General features: G+C 64.9%; 25 protein-coding genes and 2 pseudogenes. 1 reads left to right on the top strand and 26 read right to left on the bottom strand.

Annotation, left to right across the window (positions count from 1 at the left end; genetic code table 11):
• Positions 1 to 82: 82 nt before the first annotated feature.
• Positions 83 to 451: a nuclear transport factor 2 family protein gene (locus IEX88_RS06645; protein ID WP_188849775.1), complete on the bottom strand. Its 369-nt coding sequence runs from the start codon at positions 449 to 451 to the stop codon at positions 83 to 85.
• Between the two features lie 113 nt (positions 452 to 564).
• Between IEX88_RS06645 and IEX88_RS06650 the strand changes: the two genes are divergently transcribed.
• The gene (locus tag IEX88_RS06650) at positions 565 to 1,029 is read left to right on the top strand and encodes a MarR family winged helix-turn-helix transcriptional regulator (RefSeq protein ID WP_188849776.1); all 465 of its coding nucleotides are present in this window, start codon (positions 565 to 567) and stop codon (positions 1,027 to 1,029) included.
• Between the two features lie 27 nt (positions 1,030 to 1,056).
• Here IEX88_RS06650 and IEX88_RS06655 read toward each other — a convergent pair whose 3' ends face one another.
• The 25 genes and pseudogenes from IEX88_RS06655 to IEX88_RS06770 all read right to left on the bottom strand — a co-directional run.
• Complete coding sequence (locus IEX88_RS06655; protein ID WP_188849777.1) at positions 1,057 to 2,097, bottom strand: heme-dependent oxidative N-demethylase family protein; 1,041 nt, start codon at positions 2,095 to 2,097, stop codon at positions 1,057 to 1,059.
• 43 nt (positions 2,098 to 2,140) lie between these two features.
• Complete coding sequence (locus tag IEX88_RS06660; RefSeq protein ID WP_188849778.1) at positions 2,141 to 3,103, bottom strand: PDR/VanB family oxidoreductase; 963 nt, start codon at positions 3,101 to 3,103, stop codon at positions 2,141 to 2,143.
• A gap of 31 nt (positions 3,104 to 3,134) precedes the next feature.
• Entirely contained in the window at positions 3,135 to 3,737 is a 603-nt protein-coding gene (locus IEX88_RS06665; RefSeq protein WP_188849779.1) for a dimethylamine monooxygenase subunit DmmA family protein, read from the bottom strand.
• Positions 3,738 to 4,180: 443 nt separating this feature from the next.
• Positions 4,181 to 4,372 carry a helix-turn-helix domain-containing protein gene (locus IEX88_RS06670; RefSeq protein WP_188849780.1) on the bottom strand — a complete coding sequence of 64 codons (192 nt, stop codon included), beginning with the start codon at positions 4,370 to 4,372 and terminating at the stop codon, positions 4,181 to 4,183.
• A 151-nt stretch (positions 4,373 to 4,523) separates the two neighbouring features.
• Positions 4,524 to 5,324 (bottom strand): phosphate/phosphite/phosphonate ABC transporter substrate-binding protein, encoded by an 801-nt coding sequence (locus tag IEX88_RS06675; RefSeq protein WP_210319241.1) that lies wholly within the window; start codon positions 5,322 to 5,324, stop codon positions 4,524 to 4,526.
• A 474-nt stretch (positions 5,325 to 5,798) separates the two neighbouring features.
• Positions 5,799 to 6,794 (bottom strand): tyrosine-type recombinase/integrase, encoded by a 996-nt coding sequence (locus tag IEX88_RS06680; protein WP_188849781.1) that lies wholly within the window; start codon positions 6,792 to 6,794, stop codon positions 5,799 to 5,801.
• A 14-nt stretch (positions 6,795 to 6,808) separates the two neighbouring features.
• Positions 6,809 to 7,039: pseudogene (locus IEX88_RS27245) on the bottom strand (helix-turn-helix domain-containing protein); the annotation flags it as partial.
• Entirely contained in the window at positions 6,951 to 7,367 is a 417-nt protein-coding gene (locus tag IEX88_RS06685; protein WP_188849782.1) for a hypothetical protein, read from the bottom strand. The gene IEX88_RS06685 and the pseudogene IEX88_RS27245, both read right to left, overlap by 89 nt.
• Positions 7,364 to 7,780 (bottom strand): hypothetical protein, encoded by a 417-nt coding sequence (locus IEX88_RS06690; protein ID WP_188849783.1) that lies wholly within the window; start codon positions 7,778 to 7,780, stop codon positions 7,364 to 7,366. The genes IEX88_RS06685 and IEX88_RS06690 overlap by 4 nt, the downstream gene beginning before the upstream one ends.
• A gap of 1 nt (position 7,781) precedes the next feature.
• Complete coding sequence (locus IEX88_RS06695) at positions 7,782 to 8,396, bottom strand: hypothetical protein (RefSeq protein ID WP_188849784.1); 615 nt, start codon at positions 8,394 to 8,396, stop codon at positions 7,782 to 7,784.
• Between the two features lie 112 nt (positions 8,397 to 8,508).
• Complete coding sequence (locus IEX88_RS06700) at positions 8,509 to 8,718, bottom strand: hypothetical protein (protein ID WP_188849785.1); 210 nt, start codon at positions 8,716 to 8,718, stop codon at positions 8,509 to 8,511.
• Entirely contained in the window at positions 8,715 to 8,978 is a 264-nt protein-coding gene (locus IEX88_RS06705; protein ID WP_244639888.1) for a hypothetical protein, read from the bottom strand. The genes IEX88_RS06700 and IEX88_RS06705 overlap by 4 nt, the downstream gene beginning before the upstream one ends.
• 102 nt (positions 8,979 to 9,080) lie before the next feature.
• The gene (locus tag IEX88_RS06710) at positions 9,081 to 9,266 is read right to left on the bottom strand and encodes a hypothetical protein (protein WP_188849786.1); all 186 of its coding nucleotides are present in this window, start codon (positions 9,264 to 9,266) and stop codon (positions 9,081 to 9,083) included.
• Positions 9,263 to 9,772 carry a hypothetical protein gene (locus IEX88_RS06715; protein ID WP_188849787.1) on the bottom strand — a complete coding sequence of 170 codons (510 nt, stop codon included), beginning with the start codon at positions 9,770 to 9,772 and terminating at the stop codon, positions 9,263 to 9,265. Before IEX88_RS06715 ends, IEX88_RS06710 begins: the two co-directional genes overlap by 4 nt.
• Entirely contained in the window at positions 9,769 to 10,725 is a 957-nt protein-coding gene (bet, locus tag IEX88_RS06720; protein ID WP_188849788.1) for a phage recombination protein Bet, read from the bottom strand. The genes IEX88_RS06715 and bet overlap by 4 nt, the downstream gene beginning before the upstream one ends.
• Positions 10,726 to 10,727: 2 nt before the next feature.
• Entirely contained in the window at positions 10,728 to 11,246 is a 519-nt protein-coding gene (locus tag IEX88_RS06725) for a siphovirus Gp157 family protein (RefSeq protein ID WP_244639890.1), read from the bottom strand.
• On the bottom strand, positions 11,239 to 11,427 hold the full coding sequence (locus tag IEX88_RS06730; protein ID WP_188849790.1) for a hypothetical protein: 189 nt from the start codon (positions 11,425 to 11,427) through the stop codon (positions 11,239 to 11,241). The genes IEX88_RS06725 and IEX88_RS06730 overlap by 8 nt, the downstream gene beginning before the upstream one ends.
• Complete coding sequence (locus IEX88_RS06735) at positions 11,424 to 11,591, bottom strand: hypothetical protein (protein ID WP_188849791.1); 168 nt, start codon at positions 11,589 to 11,591, stop codon at positions 11,424 to 11,426. The genes IEX88_RS06730 and IEX88_RS06735 overlap by 4 nt, the downstream gene beginning before the upstream one ends.
• A gap of 3 nt (positions 11,592 to 11,594) precedes the next feature.
• Positions 11,595 to 12,038: a hypothetical protein gene (locus tag IEX88_RS06740; RefSeq protein WP_188849792.1), complete on the bottom strand. Its 444-nt coding sequence runs from the start codon at positions 12,036 to 12,038 to the stop codon at positions 11,595 to 11,597.
• Positions 12,038 to 12,229, bottom strand: coding sequence for a hypothetical protein (locus IEX88_RS06745; RefSeq protein ID WP_188849793.1), 192 nt, complete (start codon positions 12,227 to 12,229; stop codon positions 12,038 to 12,040). Before IEX88_RS06745 ends, IEX88_RS06740 begins: the two co-directional genes overlap by 1 nt.
• Positions 12,226 to 12,489 carry a hypothetical protein gene (locus tag IEX88_RS06750; RefSeq protein WP_188849794.1) on the bottom strand — a complete coding sequence of 88 codons (264 nt, stop codon included), beginning with the start codon at positions 12,487 to 12,489 and terminating at the stop codon, positions 12,226 to 12,228. Before IEX88_RS06750 ends, IEX88_RS06745 begins: the two co-directional genes overlap by 4 nt.
• 28 nt (positions 12,490 to 12,517) lie before the next feature.
• Positions 12,518 to 12,802: an XkdD/Y8K6 family phage-associated protein gene (locus IEX88_RS06755; protein ID WP_188849795.1), complete on the bottom strand. Its 285-nt coding sequence runs from the start codon at positions 12,800 to 12,802 to the stop codon at positions 12,518 to 12,520.
• Complete coding sequence (locus tag IEX88_RS06760) at positions 12,799 to 13,188, bottom strand: hypothetical protein (RefSeq protein ID WP_188849796.1); 390 nt, start codon at positions 13,186 to 13,188, stop codon at positions 12,799 to 12,801. The genes IEX88_RS06755 and IEX88_RS06760 overlap by 4 nt, the downstream gene beginning before the upstream one ends.
• Before the next feature lie 33 nt (positions 13,189 to 13,221).
• Positions 13,222 to 13,449 carry a hypothetical protein gene (locus IEX88_RS06765; protein ID WP_188849797.1) on the bottom strand — a complete coding sequence of 76 codons (228 nt, stop codon included), beginning with the start codon at positions 13,447 to 13,449 and terminating at the stop codon, positions 13,222 to 13,224.
• Between the two features lie 67 nt (positions 13,450 to 13,516).
• Positions 13,517 to 13,974: pseudogene (locus tag IEX88_RS06770) on the bottom strand (DUF7666 domain-containing protein); the annotation flags it as partial.

Here is a 13,974-nt window from a genome sequence, read left to right on the forward strand (position 1 = left end):
CTTCACAAGGCATGAGAAATCGCCGACGTCAGTCTCGCTGAAGACAGGGTTCTCTCCGGAACCTGCCGGGGGCGAAGCGGGATCAGTCGCCGATGTCGAAGCGCGCGACCTTGCCCTGCTCGAAACGGAAGATATGGGCGACTGTCCGGTCCGTCAGCCCGTGGAACTGGCCTTCCAGCGGATTGCCGTCGAGGTCGCGGATGGACTGAAGGACATCGACCACGATTGTGCCATCGTCGGCCCTGGCGATTTTCTGTGGCTCGACATGCGGGCTGACGAGTGCCCACTGCCGCGTCCAGTAGTCCCTGAGTGCCGCGTGGCCGTGGACATGGCCGCCGTCCATGCCGTTGGCCCAGGCGACGTCGTCACCGAGGACGGCAAGAACAGCGTCGATGTCCCGGGCATTGAAGCGCTCGTAGATGTGTCGAACGAGCGCGAGGGCGGTCTCCATTTTCATCGTCCTTCTGCACCTTGTCTGAACCTCGGACGCCGGCATTGCCGCAGTCCCGCATCCCTTGTATTGTCACCTATGTATCAATATAGGAACCTATGCAAGAGGTTTGGATGGATCGCGACGTATTGTCGACACCTGGGCACCTGATTAGCCTTGCCGCCCGCAGTTTCGCGCGGCTCAGCGAGATGAGGCTGAAGCCGCTCGGCTTCGGCATCGGCTATCTGCCAGCGCTGATGGCACTGAGGGATGGCCGGGCGACGTCGCAGCGCGACCTTGCCCGGATCGTCCGGATCGAGCAGCCGTCGATGGCGCAGATGATGGTGCGCATGGAGAGGGACGGGCTGATCCGCCGCGACCCCGATCCCGCCGACGGCCGCAGCAGCCGCATCGCCCTGACGCAGACGGCGATCGCCCGGCTGCCCGAGGCTTGCGACGCCCTCTTTCAGGGCAACAGCGAGGCCCTGCAGGGATTTTCGGACGACGAAGCCGAACACTTCATCGCCATGCTGAACCGCGTGATCGCCAATCTCGACGGCTTGGGTGCGGGCGCGGCAGGGGTGCGAGAGCCTCGATAGACCTGCAGCGTCGGCCCGGAGCGCCCCTCAATCCGGCCCGAACCCCGGCGACGTTTCCGCTCCGTCATCGTGCCGCGCCAGCCAGTCGATCGTCGTCTGGCGGAAGCGCGACAAACCCTTGTAGCCGGCGATCGCTTCGGGCAGGTCGCGCAGCACGCGGTGGAAGCGGCGGGCCCATTTCTTCTGCGTCACCAGCTCGTCCATCTTGATGAGGTAGCAGCGGATGGAGAAGACGATGGCGTTGGAGCGCGGCAGCCGCCAGAGCGCCTGCAGCTCGACGCGCAGATGCACCTTGTCGCCGACGTTCTCGGGCGTCACGCCTGCCTTGTCGATGCCCCAGACGTGATAGTTTTCGGGGCTGGTGTCGAGGCGGGGATTGATCGTCATCGTCCAGTTGAGGCGGCGCACCGGGCGGCCCTGCTGCAGGTTCATCAGAAATTTGAGGGCCCGGTCGAAGACGCCGAGATCGTGCGCCAGCGGCACGGGCCCGTGCCATTCGATGAAGTTCATGCCGAGGTCGAAGTCGAGCGACCAGTCGGCCTGGGTGGTGACGATGCCGGCATCCATCCAGAGATTGTCGTCGCGCTGGTCGAGCAGGCAGAAATCCCCCTGACACTGGCGGGTGACGTATTCCATTGGCGGCAGCGGCAGGGTGGCGGCCTCGCCGAAGGTGAAATGCTCGTCGATCCCGAGCGGCCGGTTGATCCAGTGCCAGCGGTCGCCGTCGCGCGTCAGCGTGAAATGATCGGGGTAATGCTGCGCCATCGAGGTCATCAGTAGCTCGAGCAGGTCCCATTCCGCCGTGATCATGTGTGGCAGGGACTGGCAGCGCAGCGGGTCGGCTTTGAGCACCAGGGCCCGGTCCGCCATCTCCGCCACATAGTGCTCGTCGATGTCGATCGGGAACTCGGTCGTCGTCTGCACCGGGCCCGGCACGTGCTGCTCGATGTTGACCAAATACATGTAGGCGTCGCGGTCGAAGGGGAACGGAAACCGCCGGATCGCCGCGGGGCTGTTGGAAAAGGTGAAGTCGTCGCGGAACGTCTCGGTCTTGAACGGGATGGTCATCGCGCGCTCCTTGGATTTCCAGAGGGCCAACCTCGACCAGGGGTCAGAGGTCGAGGACGAGTTCGCGGCCGGCCAGGCGCGAGACGCAGGTCATGATCTTTCGGCCCGACGCCTTCTCGGCCTCGGAGAGGAAATGGTCGTGGTGCAGCAGCGGGCCGTTGGCCGAGACGACGGCGGTCTCGCACTGGCCGCAGGCGCCACCGCGGCAGAGGTAGGGCGCGTCGACGCCGGCCGCCTCGATCGCCTCGAGCAGGCTCTGGTGCTCCCCGACGGTCGCCACCAGCCCCGAGCGCGCCAGCCGCACGGCGAAAGGCTCGCCCCCGGCCGGCGCCAGAAATCGCTCGGCATGCAGGCTGTCCTCAGGCCAGCCGGCGGTACGTGCGTCCGCCAGCACCGCCTCGATCATCCGCTCGGGGCCGCAGACATAGAGATGCGTGCCGAGCGGCTGGTGTCTGAGTATCTCGTGCACCGCCAGGCGCTCCTGGCGGCGGCTGACATAGAGCCTGACCTTCGAGCCGTGATGGGCGGCCAGATCCCTGGCGAAGGCGCCGAGCGCCTCGTCGCGGACGGCGTAGTGCAGCTCGAACGGGGCGTTGATCGCCGAGAGCTCGGCCGCCATGGCGGCGATCGGCGTGATGCCGATGCCGCCGGCGACGAGGACATGGCGGCGCGCCAGGTGATGCACGGGAAAGAGGTTCACCGGCATCGACAGGGTCAGCTCCGCCCCGACACCGACCGCGGCGTGGATGAAGGCCGAGCCGCCGCGCGACTGAGGTGTCCTGAGGACCGCGATCTCGTAAGCGCCGCCGGACAGCGTCGAAGCCAGCAGCGAATAGGGATTGCGCCGCTTTCCCTCGGGGGTCTCGAGCGTCAGCACGGTGTGGGCGCCGGCGGCATAGGGCGGCAGGGCCTCGCCGTCGCAGCGCACGAGCCGCAGCCTCTTGATGGTCGGCGTGACGTTCTCGGCCGCCACCACCCGGACGCGAAAATCCCTGCCGCCGCTCATGCCGTCCACCGCGTCATGCCGGATCCTCGTCTCATGCCGTGAACGGCTCGGGGGGCGGAATGTCGCCCGGCGCCTCGGCATCGATGCACACGCCCATGAAGGCCCCGAGGCGTCGCGAATAGTGGTCGCGCACAAGCAGCATCAGGCCGCAATGGCTGCAGGGGACGGGGCTCGCCGTGACCGCGGCGGTAAACCCCTTGCAGTGGACGCACTGCACGCGCCGGGCCGGCGAGCCGCTGAACTCGGTGGCGATGCTGCCCGGGCCGATGCCGTGCGCCATGCCGGTGGCGACGGCCTGGCCGATGAAATTCTCGCTGCCGGCGATGGACAGGTGGGTGCCCATCGTCGCCGTGGCCAGCAGGCCGGAAAGGCGGATCAGCAGTGTCTCCGTCGTCGGGGCCTGGTGCAGCGCATCGGCGCCGAGCCGTTCCAGCCTGTCCGGCGTATCGGCCGGCATGTCGGCCGAAGGCGTGAAGACGATGGTCATGCGGGCCGCGAGCGCCGGCCGCCCGCCAAACGCCGCCTCGACCGCCCCGATGCCAGCACCCTCGACCGCGACGATGTGGCGGGCGGCGAGGGGGGAGGGGTTCAGCGTGCCGTAGGTCGGCCGGCTCTTGATGTCGGAAAGAAGCATGGTGTCTCAGCCAGATCCTGATGCCTGCCGCGGCGCCGTGCCCGCGTGAAACCCAAAGCCGCCCGTCGTCCGCCGGCAGGCCGCGCGAACCAGCAAGCGACGGTGTCGCCTGCTCTCGTCGACCGTTCGATCGGTGCTCTTCTATTCGCCGCGCTCCGCTCGTCTTCAAGGCATGTTACTTCGCAAGAAGAAGCGCGATGGAGCCTAAATTATAGTCACTACCAGGAGGCTTTGTTGGTGCTGGATTGGAACGAAAGCCATCAATGCTTGTCGACGTCGATCATGGACCGCCGCAAAGCCGTTGTCAAAAAAAATTCTTGGCAGGAAACATCGCGTCTGGGCCAGCCGTCGGTCGAGGAGGGAGGGGAGGGCATCCGCTTCCCTGGGCTCCTGCGACAGCGCGAACTTACCCGGCGCCGGGCTGGACGCCCCGGCGGCCGCCGTCAGCCTTCCAGCGTCTCGACGCTGACGCCGAAATGCCGGGCGAGGGCGCGGACGGCCCGGTGGGCGGAGGAGATGCGGCCGCTTTCGAGGCCGGCGATGACGGTCGCGGGGAGGCGGGTGGCGCTGGCGACCTGCTCGATCGTCTGGCCGTCGGTGATGCGCAGCCGCACGAGGTTTTCGGCAAGGCTCATAAAGGCCCTTTCACTTGTCGGTTCCGCCTGCCGGCGGGTCTCGCCTTCCGGCCCGTCGCTTCAAGATCGCCGACCTCGGCGGACGTCCGGGTCGCCACGACATCGGGCATTCGCCGAAAGAGCGCAAGCGCGGCGGCTGGCCGCGCCCGGATCAGATGAGCTCCGGGTATCCGGCGGCGACGGCTTCGCGTTCCATGGCGGGAATGACGTCATAGGCGGCCAGCGGCAGGACCTCGAAGCTGGAAAGCCGCATGCCGGCGCGAGCAGAGGCAAGGGCCGGATCGGCCGAAGCCGCTGCCACAGCCTGCCGCAGCCGCGCCACGGCTTCCGGCGCGGTGTCCGCCGCGGTGACGAGCGGCAGGCCGGGTGCGCGTTCGGAAAAGGTGAGAATGCGCAGGCCGTCGGTCAGGCCGGCATCGGTGGCCAGCGCATAGGTGACGGCGTCGACGGCGGCGATGTCGGCGACGCCGTCCTTTACGAGGCGCATCGAGCGCCGATGGGCGCCGCTCTCGATCGCCGTGCCGAAGAATCGCCCGCCCTCTGCCAAAGGCGCGACGGCGTGCCGCAGGCAGTTGGTGCCCGATTGCGAATCGCGGCTGTTGAAGGCGACGCGCCGGCCGCGGAAATCGGCGAGCCGCTCCGCCGGGTCATCGGCGCGCACGACGAAGACGCTGGAATAGAGCGCTCCCTCGCAGCCCGGCGCCTCGTAGCCAAGCGTGCCGACCAGCTGCACGCGCCCGGCCAAAGCGTGCGTCAGCGGATAGCCGCAGGTCTGGCTGAGGAGGAGATCGGGCCGCGTCCAGTGCGCCATCAGGTCGTCCGGCTGGCTCAACCCTTCCTCGACATCCGCAAAACCCGCCTCGCGGAGATGCCGGCGCAGGCCCTGCCAGAATCCGTCGATCGCGCCCGGCGCGGCGGCATACATCGGGTAGGAGACGAGTGTCTGGGGCAAGATGCGGGCTTTCCCGGCAGGGGATGTTGGCGCCCGCCTTACGGCCCTTTGGCGCCCGACGCCAGAGCCGGGTCCTCGAAAGGCGGCGTCCGGTCTGGGGAGAAGATCATGCGACAATGAAGGACGGAAGCGGCATGGCGATTCGACGAAGAGCCATTGCGGAGAGCGATCACGCGGTCCCGCGCATGCGCCGTTCGCCGCGGTCCTAGCCCAAGCGCGACGTCGCAGAGACGGCCCGAGGGCGATGCAGCGCGCAAAGAAAAAGGGCCCGACGATCGCTCGTCGAGCCCTTTGAACTGGATGGTGGGCGTGACAGGGATTGAACCTGTGACCCCTTCGATGTCAACGTCTTTCCCCTCATGGAAACCCTTGCGCTCTGGGGCGCAGGGCACTTCGCTCGGCGTCGTTTCGGGCATCATCGACACTGTTTGTTCTCCTGCGCAGGTTCATTGAACCGAAGGGCACTTCGCAATTTCAAAATTCCAGGGACGACGCGAGGGAACGAAGGTGATCCGGCGAGTATCTGGCGTAGACCTTGGCCGTCATGCGCCCGTCGCCGTGGCCGAGGAACTGTGCGATTTCATCCATTGAGTGGCCGTCCTCTGCCAGCCAGACCGCCGACGAATGACGCAGCATGTGGGCGGACACGTCAGGCCGCCCTATCGCGGTTGCCGCCGCCCTCAACCCGCGCTTGATCGACTTCACTGGACGGCCCGACCACTCTACCACAAAGGGGGTTTGAGCTCCAGGTTTTGCGGCACTCAGGGCCGCGCGAAGCTTGCCATTCATGGGTACAGACGACCGGCCTTTCCGGCGGGTCTTGTCGAATGGATTGCGCAAATGGACCATGCCGCGGTCGAAGTCGATGCGGTCCCAGGTGAGCTCCAGCGCCGCGGTGACGCGAGCTCCCGTCCCGATCAGTAGCCTGATAGCGAGCTCGATGTGAGGTGTGTTGGCCGCGGCGGACATAGCCTCGACTTCCGCTCTCGTCAGATAGGCCGACTTCGGCTCTGGCTTTGGCGGTCGCTCAATGGTTGGAGCTCGGCCGATCAGCTTGTGCGCCTCGGCCCATTTCAGCACCATGCGCAGGTGACCGAGCTCGGTGTGGATGGTGCCGTCCGATCTGCCGGCCTTCCGCCTGGCGGCGATGTGAGCCCGGCAATCGGCGATCGACACGAGCTCGCCTTCCGTCCTGCCGAACCGTGCCTCTAGGGCCTTCCATGTGTGCTGCATGGTCTCCAGCACGGCGCGCCCTTCGCGGTCGCGGGTGTACCCCTGCCAGAGCTCGGCTACCGTTGTCCCACCAGGGCGAGTGATTGCCGCATACGCAGACGGCGCTCTGCGCTCTGCTTCCGCTCGATCGTCTGTTTCGAGGTTGAAGCGTCGCCGCTTGGACGTTCCATCTGGCTGGGGCTCGTCAAAGGTGAGGGCGAACTTGCCGCGGAATCGGGTGATGCGCCATTCTGGCATTCGAAACTCTCCACGTCGTCTGATCTGATGCGGAGCAATTTGCCCCCGACCCGGAACGACGGCAATTCGCCCGACCGGCACATGTTGCGGATATGGCGGGGGCTACATTCCCACTTCGCCGCCAGCGTCTCAGGTGTATAGGCTGTCTTCATCGCTCTAGCCTTCCTTCTCGGAAGGGATGGCTCGGATGGCCGCGGCGACTTGCATACCGTCAACGCTTTGAAGGATGCGCGTTCCCATGCCATCGCCACCCGGCGCCGGCTGTGAGCCGAACCGCTCCGCCACCTTCGCCGCTTCCTCCAGAGCTTCCCGCCGGGCCTCTGCCTTTACGGCTTCGAGGGAGGGAGGGGCGGCGAGGCTATTGGCAGCTCGGTTCGCTGCCTCTTGGATCATGTCGGCATAGGACGTGTTTGTCCCGTGAAGGGGCGTCGTCCAGTCTTCGGTGTGGTGGTAGCCTTTCCCCGCCTGCGCTACCGCGGACAGTATCTCGTCAACTGGACGGCAGCCGGTCTCGTTAAAGCCAAAGTAGTACGCATTCATGAAGAGCTTCGGCGCTTCGGTGTTGTCGCTCATGCCGTCGGCTCCTGTTTGGCGAGGGCGCGGAGGGCGGCGCGGACGTACTGTATTTCTGCGCCTTGCCCAGCAAGCCACCCAGCCACATCCACCGCCCCGGGGATATGTTGACGCACTCGGGCAACAGCTAGCGAATACAGCCGGTCCCGCTCATCCTCGGCCGCAGCATCCCTATCCGCCTGCATGGCGGCAAGCTCGCTTTGGAGGCGGGCGTTGTCGGCGGTGAGGAGCGATATGGCGTGGGTGGCGCCTCGTAGGGCCGAAGCCGCGGAAAGATCGGTCGCGGCATACCCGGGGCCGTACATGATCAGATTTCCGCCCATCTGCCTAAGAGAGGCCGCCCTGCTCTCCAGCAGAAACGCGAGACGGTCGTATCCGAGCGCCGCCACGACCGCGTCCGTTGTCTCTGCCATCTCAGCTCTCCTTGGTGGGGTTGAGGGCTGCGAGCGCCGCGAGATGCGCTGTGATCGCGCCGGACAGGCCCGCCATTGCAGACCCTCCGAATGTCCGGTCCGAAGATGATGCCGCAAAAAGACGACTGGCCGCGTCTCGGAGCAGTTCGACGGATTTAGCCTGCCCCTCGCGTAGCTTCGCCTCTCGCGCCTCTGCGGCTTCAGCGCGGGCGTCGGAATGCGCCTGAAATTCCGCGTTGATCTTGGCGTCGGTCTCGGCGTTGACCGCTCGGCGGCGCAACGCGATTGCCTCGGCTTGCAACCGCTCTATCTCGTCGGCTGCGCGGTGCATCAGAGCCGCATCCGAGGCGCTGATGAAGCCTAGAAAAGCATCCGGTCGGTAATTTCGAGCCCGCAGCTCCCCCACGATCTCCGCCCGCATTTCGGCATGCACGTCGATGCTGCTGCGCAGGGGTGCGATCCCATCTGACGGAGAGGCGGCGGCGAAGGCGGCGCGAATGTCGGATGCTGAGAACTGCTTGCTGCCGATGTGTATGATGGGAAACCCGCCAGTCTCAGCCTCAAAACCCTCTCCGCGTACCGCCGCGAGCTTCACAGCTTTCTGTTCAATGCTCATCCTCGCTCTCCATCTCTCAGCCGCTTCACGGCCTGTTCACCTCGGTATTCCTGGAGTGCCGCTTGATAGGCGTCACATGCTGCTTGGATCTCGGGAGTGATGGGGATGGCGTTCATGACGGCACCGGAGGGCTTGGGATATTTCGGACATGCCAATGGCAATCGACGCCTGTCCCGTCGTTGTTGAACATCCAGACGCCATCGCCCATTCTGAGCCACTTGCAGTCCCCGTCGTCGGCATAAACCGTGACCGGCACCTTGAGCCCGCGAGACACTTCGAGCGGCTGCAGCCAATCGATCTCGTCGATGATTTCTGCACTCATGCTGCAATCCTCCGTGCGTTGGCGATGATCTTGCGGCCTTCCTCGACGTCACCAGAGACGGCATAGAGGAGGCTTGCGATGGTGAGCGGGTCGATGCCCTGGCGCTGCCACCATGCGAATTCGTTGGTGGAGTGCTGGTCACGATGCTCGTCGGGATGAAGCGGAACAGTCCAGAAATCGTCTGGCTTTATGCCGGTCCCGCCTCGTTTCTTTTTCCGCGTGGCATCCCCGTAGCGGATGTGGCAGGCCTCGCATGGCATCCGGCCGCTGATGACGCTCGGCAGCTTGCGGATGAAGGCTAGATGCGGGGCTCGCGACGGGTGGAGCGGTCCACCGAGAACGCGGTCGGCTCCTTGCGGATCTCAAAGGCCATCACGGAAATCCTTCTCGATCGCCTTCGGGAACGCCGCCTCATGAAGCCCGGCCAGGGTCATCATCCAGAGAACGTCGTTCAGCTCGTTCCACCTGTCGGAGCGAGGCCGCATCGTTTTCATCTCGGCGATGATCTGCTCTCGTGACTGTGGTTCGGTGCGGGAGATCAGGGTCATGCTGCTTGCGCCCTTTCCAGCGTCTTGGGGTCGGTTCCGAGCAGATCGGCGACCACTTCCATGATCGCCGTCTTGCTGCGCTGAAACTCGTCAGCCTTCATCGTGCGGCGGGATTGGCTCTTGGCCGTCCTGACGATCACCAGAGGGCCGCGGACGACGCAGACGGAGAATTCCTCACGCGAGCCGATGAACCGCGCCATGCGGATCGCAGCGGCATTGCTGCCGGCATCGGCGATCTGCTCGTCATAGAAGCCGGCATCGATCAGGGCGCGCTTACGCAGGTGTTCCGGCGACGGGAAGTCATTTGCATAGCGCTCCGGCAGGTTCTCCCAGGCTTCCTTGAGCCAAGCGAATTCGTGCGAGTGTGACTTCGCGCTGCGCTCCTGCTCTTCGGCCAGCCGATACCGCTCGCCGATGACGAACTGCCGATCAGCCTGCTTAGCGAGGAACGGGGAGATGGGGCGCATGGCCTCGCCGTCCCACTGGTAGACGAGGGGCATGGTCATGCTGCCACCTTCGGGGTGCGCGCCCGCTCAATTACCTTCTTCAGTTCCAAAGCGTCAGCCGGCGCCTTCGCCCAAAACTGCTGAAGCCCGACACGGTTGGCATCAGCCCAGCGGGCCGCCTTGTCCGGCGTCGTGTCGCGAAGGAACTCGATTGCCCTGTCTGCGAACTCGCCGATCGGAACGTTCTCCAGAGCCCAGTTGTCGCCCCACGTGACGGTGAGAGAGTTTGACGCTCCGATAGCCAGAAGGCGGCGTTCCTCGGCCTCATGCGCCACGATCTCAGAGGCGGTCAGGTCGAGCGTCTTGGCGCGATCCATTTCCTCTTCGACGTAGACGCCGCTGAACTGGTCGGGCCAGCCGGCGCGAAGGGCTTGGGCCTCGGCGCATTTCGTAATCATGACGATAGGCATCCGAGCCCAGTTGCCGCTATCGTCCAGCTTCGGAGCGACGACGCCTCTGGCAACCTTCTTCTTCTTTGGCTTGCCGGTGTCTGGCCACGTCTCGCCGGTATCAACCCAGTCGTAGTCTTCAGCCTCGTTCTTGACCGGTGCGAATTCGTCCCAGTAGGCTTCGCCGACGACAGGGAACCAGTCCCCTCGGTTATCCTGCTGCCAAAGTTTCACGCGAGCGCAGACGATGCCCTTCGGGTTTGTTGGGCCTTTCAGGGTTTCGTCGTACTGGATCTCCGCAGGTTCTGAGGCGGGCCGGTAATTCTTGCACCTCTGCGCGATGACCCGTAGCCCATCACGGGACACCACGATCGACATCCGCCGCTTGTTGGCGTCGGCTTTGCTGAAGACAAGCGGGATAATCTGCTTACGGAATGGGTCCAGCCCGTAGGACTTCGCCGCTTCCATAAACAAATCGAACTCAGAGTTATCGCAGTCCTTCGCCACGGTGTTCTTGACGAGGGAAATCTGCCGGCTGGTCATTTCGTAGTTGGTCAGGGACATGGCTATTTCCTCATGGAAAGGCTGACAGAGCCGTTGTCGAGCTTGGCGCCTGGGATGACTTCCTTCGCCTTCAGCGCGGCCTTGAGAGCGTTGCGGTCCAGCCTCGGGGCAGGGGCTTCGGGCTGCACCCAAAACCGGGATGGGATCTCCGCTTCGTTCTCGACGACGACGTTCGGGCCGCGCTCGGACAGGAAGACGGTCTTGGTCGGCAGCTTGACGTTCCGCTGTTCTGCCTCGACCATTGAAGCCTCGATCGCGGCGCGGAGCATTTCAGAGCGCTTGGTCACGGCGGCGAGACGGTTGCCGAAGTCCTCGATCTTCGCCTTGAGGCCGATCTGTAGAACCTCGCACTCGTCAATCTCGGCGACGACGGACGCAACCGCCTCGACAAAGTTGGTCTCGCCTTCGATCGCGGTCTCTACGATCTCTGCATCATCGGCCTCGCCGGCATCGCGTAGATGCGACATGAGCCGGATGGCGGCGACCTTCTCGCGCTGGAGCTTGCGGACTGGATCATCCATTGCCATCCTCCTTCGCCAGCCGATCCAGAGTGGCGTATGCATCCCGAAGGATGGGCAGGCGGGTCTCTGTGAGGTTCGCCTGCTCGGTCTTTCCGGCCTGGCGCTGTGATGCGGCTTGATGGGCGATCTCGCGGCCGGTGAGCGCGACATAGTCGGCCTGCTGGCGTAGGGTGCTGGTCAAAGCCCCGCTCCCAAACGCTCGACCGCAGCCGCGGCGATCGCATGATCAAAAACAGGGAAGAGCACCGGCCCGAGCAGGGCTAGGCCGGCGATGAGCAGCGAGCTGACGACAATGGCGGTCGTCATCCACAGGGGGAGGGCTTGCCAATATGTTCTGTGGGGCATGGGTCAGCCCCCCTTGCCGGAGGCGCGCAATGCTATGGCGTGCATTATCTCTTTGATGGTCGTCCACTGCACGGGGCGGCGAACCTGCAAAGTCTCTTCGCTGTCCTCGTCATCCTCGTCGTATTCAGGGTTTATCAGCTCTATTTCTTCATAGAACTCTCCCGAATATGCTGCCTTGGTATCGCCGCTCGGCGTCAGTGCCTCTCTCAGCTTCGCCTCTCGTGCCTCTGCGGCTTCGGCGCGAGCAGTGAGGGTGGCAATGGTGGCCGCATATCGTTCGACTTCGCCAAATACATCGCCATCTCCCTCAGAAATTGGGATGCCCGTGATGTCCATCTCGGCGAGTAGTTGGGCCGCTCTGTCGGGAAGCTTGCTGGCAATGTACCTCCGCGCTTCGCGCATCACGATTTGATAGCGCAGCGTTTCGTCGTCTTTGCGCTCTTCCATCACAATCCTCCCACGATCATGGTGGCCGTCCTGGCGGCTACGATCTGGCTGCCAATCTCCCAGGAGCCGAACGCGATCAGCATCAGCCAAGGAGCGAGGGCGATGAGCGTGGTCACGTCCTTGGCAAGGAGGGAGCAGGCATGGCGGGCGAAGCGGCCAGCCTCGCGGAGTTCTGCGCGGAGGGCGGTCATTCGCTCGGCTCCTGGGTGCGAGCGGCGAGCATCGCGTCGGCGATGTCGTAGGATGCGCCAGCGATTCCGGAGAGCATTTCAGAGATAGTCTTATCGCCGACCTCTTTCCCGTGGATCAGAGCCCGCTCGGCTACAGCCGGAAGAGCCTGCCCGGCGAACCAGTCGCGAAGGCTCATGCCGCCCATTCCGGGGTAGACGTCTCCAGAAGGGCCTACGGCAACAGCTTCTGGGAATGCTGGGCCGCCGTCATTGATGCTCATGCTGGTTCTCCCTGTTGGGTGTTGGCGATCAGGCGGCTGTGGCTTTTGCGATTGCGGCGCGACATTGCTCGGCGCACTTCAAGCCGTAGCCATCACGCCACTCGGCCATGACGGACTGCAGGGCTTCGAGAAGCTCTGGGCTGGCGGCGATCAGGCGAGCGTTGGCCTTCGCTTCCTCGGAGCTTGTCGGGCCGTACCCGATCTGAAACACCGATGAGATTTGGGCGACATGCTCAGTAGCGGCACCTCGAACAGCGAGAACGCCTTTGCGGTGCGCGATACACCAAGGCCCTGGCGTGTAATCCGCGCTCATGCCGCTACCCGCCCGCGCTTGCGTAGCGACAGCACTTCGGCTTCAAGATCGGCGGCGTGGCACTCGGCGATGGTGGCGCGGTCCTTCCAGAAATCCCGCTCGGCGGCTCTGACGGCGATATCCGCCAAGCTCTGTTTGCCAGCGTCGAACATCGCGGCGTCCATCTTCTGGATCGCCAGCTCACCGCTGAACGGCTTGGCCCGGCTGAACACGAACCCGAGCACATGCCCGATCCGAACCAGCTTCTCGCCGGCTCGTGCGATGAAGTATTCCCGGTTCTTCTCCTCGCAGTAGGCGAACATGAGATCCTGCCCCAGATCGTGGGCCAGTGTGCCGGCTGAGGGGAACTGCTGTGTCTCGATGATGGGAGTGGGTGTGTGGGGCATGGGTGCTGCTCCTATTCGGAGAGGGGGAGGGGTTCAGGCGTGATTGATGCGCGGCTGCGCAAGCGCGGCGGCAATGGCGGCTTCTTGGCTGTCGCCCTCGCCCTCGCAGAGGACTTTCCCGCTCCCCCATATGGCCTGGAACCCGTACATGGGCTCCAACTCCGTTGCCCTCCCCTTCGCCAGCAGCCAGAACGACCCGGGCCAAATCTGCTCGACCTCTGCGAGTAGAACGTCGACACTCTTTTCTTTGACCTGGCTCACTGCGTGTTCTCCATCTTTGGCGTGATTGGCTTGTTCGGAAGGGTGGAGGGCCGGAGCCCTTGAGATGTCAGGCCACTTCGACGGGCTTGCCGCCCTTGAGGCGGTAGAAAGTGTCGGGCTTGATGCCTTCCGTGACGCCGGCAATGGCAGCGAAGACGGCGATGATCTTGAGGCGGTCGTCGCGCTCGCAGAGGAAGATCGCGGAGCCTGCGGAAGCCTTTGCTTTGCCGGAGTAGCCCGAGGCGGTGGCCGCGCCGGAGTAGCCCGAGGCGGTGGCCGCGCCGTAGTAGCCCGAGGCGGTGGCCGCGCCGGAGTAGCCCGAGGCGGTGGCCGCGCCGTAGTTGCCCGAGGCGGTGGCCGCGCCGTAGTTGCCCGAGGCGGTGGCCGCGCCGGAGTTGCCCGAGGCGGTGGCCGCGCCGTAGTTGCCCGAGGCGGTGGCCGCGCCGGAGTTGCCCGAGGCGGTGGCCGCGCCGGAGTTGCCCGAGGCGGTGGCCGCGCCGGAGTTGCCCGAGGCGGTGGCCGCGC

The sequence above is a fragment of the Aureimonas glaciei genome, assembly GCF_014643375.1.
In the GTDB taxonomy this organism is placed as follows: domain Bacteria; phylum Pseudomonadota; class Alphaproteobacteria; order Rhizobiales; family Rhizobiaceae; genus Plantimonas; species Plantimonas glaciei.

Bases quoted from the DNA above. Each gene is read 5' to 3' on its own strand.
- IEX88_RS06645 (WP_188849775.1), bottom strand. From the start codon at position 451: ATGGAGACCGCCCTCGCGCTCGTTCGACACATCTACGAGCGCTTCAAT.
- IEX88_RS06650 (WP_188849776.1), top strand. From the start codon at position 565: ATGGATCGCGACGTATTGTCGACACCTGGGCACCTGATTAGCCTTGCC.
- IEX88_RS06655 (WP_188849777.1), bottom strand. From the start codon at position 2,097: ATGACCATCCCGTTCAAGACCGAGACGTTCCGCGACGACTTCACCTTT.
- IEX88_RS06660 (WP_188849778.1), bottom strand. From the start codon at position 3,103: ATGAGCGGCGGCAGGGATTTTCGCGTCCGGGTGGTGGCGGCCGAGAAC.
- IEX88_RS06665 (WP_188849779.1), bottom strand. From the start codon at position 3,737: ATGCTTCTTTCCGACATCAAGAGCCGGCCGACCTACGGCACGCTGAAC.
- IEX88_RS06670 (WP_188849780.1), bottom strand. From the start codon at position 4,372: ATGAGCCTTGCCGAAAACCTCGTGCGGCTGCGCATCACCGACGGCCAG.
- IEX88_RS06680 (WP_188849781.1), bottom strand. From the start codon at position 6,794: ATGCCAGAATGGCGCATCACCCGATTCCGCGGCAAGTTCGCCCTCACC.
- IEX88_RS06685 (WP_188849782.1), bottom strand. From the start codon at position 7,367: ATGAGCGACAACACCGAAGCGCCGAAGCTCTTCATGAATGCGTACTAC.
- IEX88_RS06690 (WP_188849783.1), bottom strand. From the start codon at position 7,780: ATGGCAGAGACAACGGACGCGGTCGTGGCGGCGCTCGGATACGACCGT.
- IEX88_RS06695 (WP_188849784.1), bottom strand. From the start codon at position 8,396: ATGAGCATTGAACAGAAAGCTGTGAAGCTCGCGGCGGTACGCGGAGAG.
- IEX88_RS06700 (WP_188849785.1), bottom strand. From the start codon at position 8,718: ATGAGTGCAGAAATCATCGACGAGATCGATTGGCTGCAGCCGCTCGAA.
- IEX88_RS06705 (WP_244639888.1), bottom strand. From the start codon at position 8,978: ATGCCATGCGAGGCCTGCCACATCCGCTACGGGGATGCCACGCGGAAA.
- IEX88_RS06710 (WP_188849786.1), bottom strand. From the start codon at position 9,266: ATGACCCTGATCTCCCGCACCGAACCACAGTCACGAGAGCAGATCATC.
- IEX88_RS06715 (WP_188849787.1), bottom strand. From the start codon at position 9,772: ATGACCATGCCCCTCGTCTACCAGTGGGACGGCGAGGCCATGCGCCCC.
- bet (WP_188849788.1), bottom strand. From the start codon at position 10,725: ATGTCCCTGACCAACTACGAAATGACCAGCCGGCAGATTTCCCTCGTC.
- IEX88_RS06725 (WP_244639890.1), bottom strand. From the start codon at position 11,246: ATGGATGATCCAGTCCGCAAGCTCCAGCGCGAGAAGGTCGCCGCCATC.
- IEX88_RS06735 (WP_188849791.1), bottom strand. From the start codon at position 11,591: ATGCCCCACAGAACATATTGGCAAGCCCTCCCCCTGTGGATGACGACC.
- IEX88_RS06740 (WP_188849792.1), bottom strand. From the start codon at position 12,038: ATGGAAGAGCGCAAAGACGACGAAACGCTGCGCTATCAAATCGTGATG.
- IEX88_RS06745 (WP_188849793.1), bottom strand. From the start codon at position 12,229: ATGACCGCCCTCCGCGCAGAACTCCGCGAGGCTGGCCGCTTCGCCCGC.
- IEX88_RS06750 (WP_188849794.1), bottom strand. From the start codon at position 12,489: ATGAGCATCAATGACGGCGGCCCAGCATTCCCAGAAGCTGTTGCCGTA.
- IEX88_RS06755 (WP_188849795.1), bottom strand. From the start codon at position 12,802: ATGAGCGCGGATTACACGCCAGGGCCTTGGTGTATCGCGCACCGCAAA.
- IEX88_RS06760 (WP_188849796.1), bottom strand. From the start codon at position 13,188: ATGCCCCACACACCCACTCCCATCATCGAGACACAGCAGTTCCCCTCA.